The 8,160-nt window shown below is 57.5% G+C and carries 6 protein-coding genes and 1 pseudogene; 1 reads left to right on the top strand and 6 read right to left on the bottom strand.

The window, feature by feature from the left end; all coding sequences use genetic code 11:
- Positions 1–124 precede the first annotated feature (124 nt).
- From AC13DE_RS16735 to AC13DE_RS16715, 5 genes are all read right to left on the bottom strand, one after another.
- Positions 125–994 (bottom strand): TRAP transporter large permease subunit, encoded by an 870-nt coding sequence (locus AC13DE_RS16735; protein ID WP_097374469.1) that lies wholly within the window; start codon positions 992–994, stop codon positions 125–127.
- Complete coding sequence (locus tag AC13DE_RS16730) at positions 994–1,521, bottom strand: TRAP transporter small permease (RefSeq protein ID WP_097374468.1); 528 nt, start codon at positions 1,519–1,521, stop codon at positions 994–996. Before AC13DE_RS16730 ends, AC13DE_RS16735 begins: the two co-directional genes overlap by 1 nt.
- A 61-nt stretch (positions 1,522–1,582) precedes the next feature.
- Positions 1,583–2,563 (bottom strand): TRAP transporter substrate-binding protein DctP, encoded by a 981-nt coding sequence (gene dctP, locus AC13DE_RS16725; protein ID WP_097374467.1) that lies wholly within the window; start codon positions 2,561–2,563, stop codon positions 1,583–1,585.
- A gap of 581 nt (positions 2,564–3,144) precedes the next feature.
- Complete coding sequence (locus AC13DE_RS16720) at positions 3,145–3,831, bottom strand: GntR family transcriptional regulator (RefSeq protein ID WP_198405288.1); 687 nt, start codon at positions 3,829–3,831, stop codon at positions 3,145–3,147.
- 208 nt (positions 3,832–4,039) lie between these two features.
- Positions 4,040–4,864, bottom strand: coding sequence for an acyl-CoA dehydrogenase family protein (locus AC13DE_RS16715; protein ID WP_293711602.1), 825 nt, complete (start codon positions 4,862–4,864; stop codon positions 4,040–4,042).
- A 74-nt stretch (positions 4,865–4,938) separates the two neighbouring features.
- Between AC13DE_RS16715 and AC13DE_RS16710 the strand changes: the two are divergent.
- Positions 4,939–5,694, top strand: a pseudogene (locus tag AC13DE_RS16710) (IS5 family transposase).
- A 132-nt stretch (positions 5,695–5,826) separates the two neighbouring features.
- On the opposite strand, the gene AC13DE_RS16705 reads toward AC13DE_RS16710, so the two are convergent.
- The gene (locus tag AC13DE_RS16705) at positions 5,827–7,581 is read right to left on the bottom strand and encodes a tannase/feruloyl esterase family alpha/beta hydrolase (RefSeq protein WP_097374464.1); all 1,755 of its coding nucleotides are present in this window, start codon (positions 7,579–7,581) and stop codon (positions 5,827–5,829) included.
- Positions 7,582–8,160 lie beyond the last annotated feature (579 nt).

Genomic DNA, 8,160 nt, shown 5'->3' with positions numbered 1-8,160 from the left:
TCTGCCGCACAAGCCTGTGAACCCTGTCTCAGGTTTAAGGGCAAAAATATCGGAATTAAAGGCAAAATCTCATATTTAAGGGCAAAACACAGTCGTTGAATTCATTGAATTTCTCATCTCACAATTAAGGGCTACGCGACACCTGCAGCGTGGAGGCGACGGACTCAGACAGTACGCTAGGCTTGAAAGTGCCTTGCGCGACCGACAGTAATGTGGCTCCGAATACGCCGGCGGCCGCCGCTTCCGTCGGCGTAGCGATACCCAGCAGGATCGTCCCGATTACGCAGAAGATGATGATGCTGAATGGAAGGATCCCCGCGATGGCTTTGGCCACGTCCCTGAGAGAAATAGGGTTGAGCAGTTCGTCGCCTTTGCGTGGCGCCACTGACGGCGTCAAGACCAGCCGGAGGGCGATGTAGGCAATGAACATGGCGGCAAGTAAAATGCCGGGCAGGATGCCAGCGATCAGGAGCTTGGCGACGGAAACGTTCGTCAGCATGGCGGTGATAACAATGGCGATGCTCGGCGGAATGATCGGGGCCAGCGAGGCACCCGACAGTATTGCGCCAATCGTGAGTCGGCTGTCGTAACCCCGGCGCATCATCTCAGGGTAGAGCAGCCGCGCCATCATCGCGGACACACCCATGGTGGATCCCGATAGGGCTCCGAAGATCACCGAGAGCACTAGCGTCACGATGTAGAGCCGACCGTGGATCCCGCGGATGAGCGTGTCCACTGAGTCTAGCAGTCGGTTTACGGAACCTGACCTGAACAGTATCTCGCCCATTAGGATAAAGAGGGGCACGGCGGCTAGGACGGTCCCGGTTAGCGTGTCGAAGATCGAATTGACGATTAGCGGAAATCCCTTCGACCCCACTAGCAGAAGTAGTCCGCCGATATTGGCGAGGAGAAAGCCGACGAACATCGGAACGCCGGAGGCGAAGACGATGATCAGGAACGCGAACCCGCACGGAATGAGAATCCACCACGCCATCACAGGACCTCCTGGCGGCAGCGTAGCGCCGTATGAAGCCCGGCATATGCGTCGCGGAAAAAGTATAGAGCAGACCAGAGAAACCCGTATGTGATCCAGATCGAGATGAAGACCTTTTGGATTGAGCCGACCTTGATTAGGAGAATGCCGTCGACGAACTGGCGATGGTTCTCAACGAGCGAAAGTACCGTGATAAGCAGGCAAACGATGCCCGATACAAGGTTCAGTGCAACCACCCAACGATCCCGCGCCCGCTCGCCGAGATATTCGAGCACTGCGGACAGAGCAACGTGAGCCTTGTCTTGTGTGATCTTTGGCATCGACATCATCACCGAGGCGAGAAGCAGGTAGGATACGGTCTCTTCGACCCACCACTGCGGCTTGCTGAAGAAATATCTTGCCACGATCTCGAGTAAATAACTGCCTACGATGGCCAGAAGGCACAACTTGGCGATCACGTAGAACACGCTCGTGATCGCATCTCGAAGGGTTCCGAACTGATTTGACATACTGCTTGGGCTTTCCATTTGACAGTCTCCTCACTGCGCCCGTTGAAGAGGAATTGCAGCTTCAACGAGCGCAGCGATGTCACTTCGTGAGACCAGCGTTCTCGGCAAGTTCGCGCAGGGCTGTGGCCGCCTCGCCGCAGCAGGTCTCGGCCAACTGCCAGTTGTGCGACACCCAGCCATCTTGAACTATGTCTGCGTTCTCGGGGGAAAGCTTGACAACTTGCACACCGAGGTTCTCCAGCTGGCTCTGTTCGTTTTCGACGTAAGCGTGGCCGGCTTCTAGATTGTCGTGCTCGAGTGTCACAGCGACCTTTTCGATGAGGGCCTTCTGCGCGTCGCTCAGTCCGTTCCAGCGATTGAGGTTCATCAGGAACAAGCCATCGACATTGCCGAATGACGGCATCACGCGGTAGGGCGCAACCTCGTAATGTTTAGTGGCGACCATGCCACTACTCGGCCCACACGCCCCATCGACGACACCGCGGTCGAGCGCGGTATAGGTTTCGGAAAACGGCATCGCGACGGGCTGGGCCCCCATGGCCGCGATCACACCCTGAAAGCTCGAGATACCGCGTACTTTTAGGCCGGACCAATCGTTTTCCGGGTCAATCGGCATACGGAAGTAGCAATGATACCCCTGCGGGGCCAGCGGCGAGATGGCGATGAGTTTCAGCCCATGAGTCTCCTGGTAGAACGCATCTAAAGCGGCGAACACGCCAGAGGACCGTCGCAAATCCACGTCTGGAGCGATCACGTCGGTCACCAATCCTAGCCCCCTCGATCCAGCGTGATAAGCGCCGTGAGTGTAGAGCAGGTCGAAGACCCCGGATTTCACCGGTTGGAGTTGCTCGAAGGCGGGCACCACTTCCGGGCCGTTCAACTCCACCTGCAAGTCCGCGTTGCCCGCTTCGACCGCGTCCTTGAACCCCTCGACCTGCGCGTATGTCAGTGTGTCGCTTGAGGGCCAAGACGTGAGAAGTCGCAGCGTCTCCGCTCCTACCGCGCTGGTCGTCATCGCAATCGCCATGATTGTCGCGGCTAGTGTTCTAGTGTTGTTCATATTTTCCTCCCATTAATGATCTTCTGTCGCAGAGCTGACCGCTTCACCACGCGCCTTGTCCACCGGCGCCCTCACATGCACAGCAGATGCCTGCACCTGGCCCGAACCAGACTGAGGTAGTTGACCCGGTGTTGCGCGCTTCCTCCCTCACGTCTCGCCGTTCAACTGTCCAATCAGGATGCGGCAAATTACGCATTATCTTAACTAAAATGTATTTTTAGTAAAGTCAATCGATGGCTGGCGGAGACGATGCAATCCGCGTGAAGTACAATTAACTATTAATTAACAATAAGATAAGCTGCAGGAGGCCGATGTCCGCCATGTTGAAGCCTCCATGCTGCATCTGCAACGGCCCGACCTTGGCGGGGTAATTACATGCCAAGACGGTCAAGTGCCGTAGACATTGTCACCAGCTCGCTCGTGCCACATGGAGTAGAAAATCACCTCGGTCGCGGGGCTGAAGATGCGCTCACCGCGCGAGTTCATCGCAGCTCAAACCGCAACCGCCTGAGTGTCCGCTGAAACGGGGGCAAGACCAGTCGGTTGCGGTGTCTCGTTCGGGGGCACAATGCCCAAGCAGATCACTCAGAGGCAAGTTCCGGCAGGTTCGCACGAAGCATCATATCTGTGGTATTTTGGATGTGGCGTTCTATGGCGGCGACAGCGCCATCGACATCATGGGCGAGCGCTAGATCGGCTATCTCGTTGTGCTCCTTCTCAACCGAGCGCCCGGTCTCGTCCACTGGCATCGCGATGCGGCGGTAGCGCTCGGACCGGAGATAAAGCAAGCTGCGAATTTCCAACCAGCACGCATTTGGGCAAGCCGAGACGAGCGCGTCATGGAACTTCTGATGCCGAAGGTAGTAATCCTTGTACTCCCCTGTCTCCGGCAGAATTCTAGCGTGCGACACCGCGTTCAACTCATGTCGAGCGGAGAGCACGGCAACCTCCCAGGCGACCCCCCCGTTGCGGATCGATTGCTCGAGACATCGCATTTCGATTACGGAGCGGACCTCCGACAGTTCGATCAGATCCCGGCGCGCGATAGGCGCGACCACGAACCCCTTTTGAGGCTCTGCTAGCACCAATCCGTCGGAAGACAAGCGAGACAGGGCCTCACGAATGGCACCGGAACTCGCGTCGAATCTCTTGCACAACTCGTCGATCTTCAACCGCTCGCCAGGAAAGATCTCCGCACTGATGATCGCGTACCGGATACGTTCATAGGTCTGCGCCGTCCTGCTCACGGATTTCTTAGTTTCCCCCATATTCTGCCACCGTGAAAAATTTACATTTTCCCTATTTTTGTGCATTTTGAGGCGTGATGTCAACTTCGCGGATGCAGAGTTGAACGATGAAAGTCCCGAAAAGTCTTGCTTCAAGGGAAGTGAAATTTGCCTTACGGCACGGCCTTCGGATGGAGTTCGCTAGTGGGTTAAGCGGCTCGACTAAGCGGACCTGCCCAGGGGTTTGGCTTTATCGACGGCTTTGGTCCGCTCGGAGTAGTTCGTCCGCCAGCGCCATTGTTTCGGTGGCGCCGGAGTGGATTGCAGCGTCCAAAGCCTGGGTCTGAGGAAGGACTCTTGCAGCGAAAAACCGAGCTAAAGCGGATATGCTGCGGCAATGTGGCTTCGCCGAAGTATCCCGGTCGCAGCTTGCCGCCATGCGGACCCACATCCAGGCGAAGCTCACCAGCGCGACGAACCCCAGGTAATCGGTCGCGCTTGCACCCAGTTCCACAGCGTCGCCCCGTTTGGCAACAAGCTCGTCGGTCAGCTTCTCCAGCCTGCCGAGCGCTCCCTCGACGGCCTGTATGGTGCTGTCGAACTGCGGCACCCCCTTCGCTCTCACGATATCTGCGCGCATCAGGTCAAAAAAACCGCGGGCGACCGCGCCATCTTCCAGCGGCAGTTTGCGGGAAACCAGATCCATCGCCTGAACCCCGTTGGTCCCTTCGTAGATCTGAGCGATCCGGGCGTCGCGCACATACTGCTCCATTCCCCACTCGCGAATGTATCCGTGACCGCCGAACACGTGCTGGGATTGTACCGTGATCTCGAAGCCGAAATCCGTGAAGGCCGCCTTTACCACCGGCGTCAGAAGCGCCACAAGCCCCTCGGCCTTCCGCCTCCGGTCCTGGTCCGGGTGGCGCTCGGCGACATCCATCTGCAAGGCTGTGAAGACCGCCAGCGCCCGCCCGGCCTTGGTGAGAGCCTGGCCAGTCAACAGCATCTTGCGCACGTCGGGATGCTCGATGATCCGCACCGGCTCGCGCGATCCGTCCGCCGAGCGGCCCTGCAATCGTTCTCTAGGGTCAGGATGCATTGATTTCGGTTGCACAGCATGATTCACGGCTCCGAAAACGGAGCGTTGAAATGAGCGATCTCTTCTGGCTGACCGACGCGCAGATGGCACGTCTGGCCCGTTTCTTTCCCAAGTCTCACGGTAAGCCTCGGGTCGACGACAGACGCGTGCTGAGTGGGATTATCTTCATCAACCGCAATGGCTTACGCTGGCGAGATGCGCCTTCCGCCTATGATCCACACAAGACGCTTTACAGCCGCTGGAAGCGATGGAGCGAAAAGGGGATCTTCGCGCGGATGATGGTCGGGCTAGCGGCGGCACACGGCGAAGAGACGACCGTGATGATCGATGCGACATTGCTGAAGGCCCACCGAACGGCGACCAGCATGGCCGTCAAAGTGGGGGCGTGGCCGCCTGATCGGGCGAACCAAAGGCGGCATGAACACTAAACTTCACGCCATCTGTGACAGTCAGGGACGACCGATCGACCTGTTCGTCACTGCGGGACAGGTGAGCGATTACATCGGCGCACGGGCCCTGCTCAGCGGCCTGCCAAACTTCAAATGGCTGCTCGGTGATCGCGGCTATGATGCCGACTGGCTCCGAAAAGCATTGCAGGACAAGGGCATACGCGCCTGCATCCCGGTCGAAAACAGCGGAAGACGCCGGTCAAATACGATAAGCGACGCCACAAGCGGCGCAACCGGATCGAGATCATGTTCGGCAGGCTAAAGGACTGGAGGCGCGTCGCGACCCGCTATGACCGATGCCCAAAGGTGCTCCTCTCAGCCATCGCCCTCGCGGCTGTCGTCATCTATTGGTTATGAATCCTGACCCCAATGCCAGCAACGATAGCTGCTGTTATTTGGCGGGATGGCAGTTCACCCCGTCGGCCGCCATCGGATGGCTCAAGGACACGGTGGGCGGCATATGCTGTGCCGCCCACCTCTCGTTGCTTGTCAGTTGGCGACGCAGGTGAAGCTCTCTGCGCTCGACGGATCTCCTTCCCCATCGTACTCGGCATAGAGCGGGTACGGACACAGAGGACGCGAAAGATTCTTGCCGCCAAAATAGTCCGGGTTGGACACCGTGGCTTCAAGCCGTTCGATGGGAAGATCGTCCTCGACCCAAGCCATCAGCGGGGTCAGCAGGTCGACATCGTCTGTTGCCGGACCTCCCTGGCAATGGTTCATCCCGGGGATAATAAATAGCCGCGCAAAGTCCGCTGCCTGACCATCGGCTGTCTCGTTGACGGCATTCCAGTACTTGATCGTATCAAGTGCGGAAAATGCTGCGTCTGCCGCTCCGTGATAGATCACGAGCTTTCCGCCGCGGGATGCGAAATCGGAAAGGTCCGGCGAATCCGCGTTACCAAGTTCGGCCGACGAGACGGGGTAAAGATCGGTAGTCGCATAGGCGAGCGCCGGCGTCTCGTCTATGTTGAAGTTCATCTCGAACCGCACATATTCATCCGGGCGCAGAGGCACCGGTGGGGTCTGCCAGAGCATTGCGTGTTGCGGAGTGCTGAGGGTCACTTTGCGGGCATTGTTTTGGTCGCTGTCATAGGAACCGAACCACCACGACCGGAATCCGTCATTCACGCTGTCGCCGATCCGCCCGCCGATACCGGGATCCCAGGGATGGCCGGGATACAGCCTTGTCCCGTCTGATGTCACGGGTCCGGCCATCCCGGCGACAAAGGCGTCGATCTGATCCTCCAGCAGGCAACCTTCTTCCTTTGCACCAGAACAAGTAAGTGCTCTCAGTCGCGGAAGCACTGTAACAGTCGTACAGGCCTCAATATTATTGGACATCCGGTCCTCCAACCCGTCCAGCGCATCGCAGGCACCAACAACCGCGTCAGCGATCAGTTGAACGTCGTTGTCCGAATAAAGCTTGTTCAGCAGCGGGATTCCGTCAGGCCCCGACTGGTTCCGCGTTTCCGCTAGGTTCCCAAAGATTCTGAGCAGAAACGGCGCATAGGCTGCCGAGTATGAGAAGTGGATCCCCGGTGCACCGGCCGCAATACCATCATACAGATCGGGATAGCGCTGCGTCATCAGCGCAGCTTCGCGTCCGCCTTCCGAACAACCGATGAAATAGGACTTTTCAGGTGCAGCACCATAATATTTCTCGACAATTGCCTTCCCTACACGTGTCACAATATCATAGGACATGTAGCCGAAATCAAGCCGCGCCTGCGGATCCATGCCGAATGCGGAGCGCCCCGAGGCATTGCTGTCGGAGTTGGTGTCATTGTCATGGCCTGAATCTGTTGTCACGACCGCAAAGCCACGCTCAAGAGCAGAATCCTCTTGGTTGAGCCCCGTAGGCCCCATGGCGTCTTTCAATGCGCCGTTCGAGCCGCCGCCCCCCTCCATGTAGAAGCGGCCATTCCAGTCCTGCGGCAACCTGAGTCGAAACTTGATCGAATAATGTTGCCCGTCCACAGGGCTGATCCGATCATTGATCGCACCGACAATTTCACAATGCGCCGGCATACCCTTATCTCCGGCATGCTCTGCAATTTCGATCAGGCGAAAACCTTGGACATCCGCTGGAAGCTCAATCTCCGTGAGATTCGCCGCGTCAAAGCAAGATAGAAACTGATTGGGAAAATCTCCGGCGACAGCGGCATCGGCATGATCCACACCCGTCAAGAAGAAACCGCTCGCGATTGCTGCAAGGGCCGTAGTTGATCTGATAATTGGCATTTACTCTCCTCCATTTTGTCACTCCTGCGCACCCCGGAATCGCTTCAACAAATCAAACGCACTCGCACAGCGGGCGGCGAATGCCCTTAATTGCTCCAGCAACCCTCTACCGAAACGCATCCTCCGTCGCGTCGCCGGTAGATCCTGGCTCTTCGCCGTTTTAGGTAGCTTCATTCTCAAAAAAACCGATGTTCGTTATTCGAACAATATCCGAAATTCGCGCTTTTGGATTGTTAGCCGTAAAACCTATGCTGTCAAGCGTGGGAATGACGGGCACGTGCCGCGGCGGCGATACTGGGGTGATGCGGACAACCTCCAGATCGTGGAGGGGAGCTTCGTCGGGCGACGTGAGGTGGCGGTAACGACACGTCGGCATGGTATCGCGCTTCCTGCTGACTATGTGGCGGCGGCAGTATCGGAATGGCGAGCTTTACGCCGTGTCGCTTTGCCTTTAAATCTGAGACATGGCGCTTTGAGCGTCGAGTTTTGTCCTTAACTGTGAGATTCGGCTGTCTTTGGTCCTGTGCTTCTGGCGCGCTGTTGCGCAACATGATCAACTGCGGCAAGCAGACGTGGCTC

The sequence above is a fragment of the Sulfitobacter sp. L-8 genome (assembly GCF_056859255.1).
The sequence above is the reverse complement of the archived record's forward strand: the minus strand, read 5'-3'. Positions and strand labels throughout refer to the sequence as shown.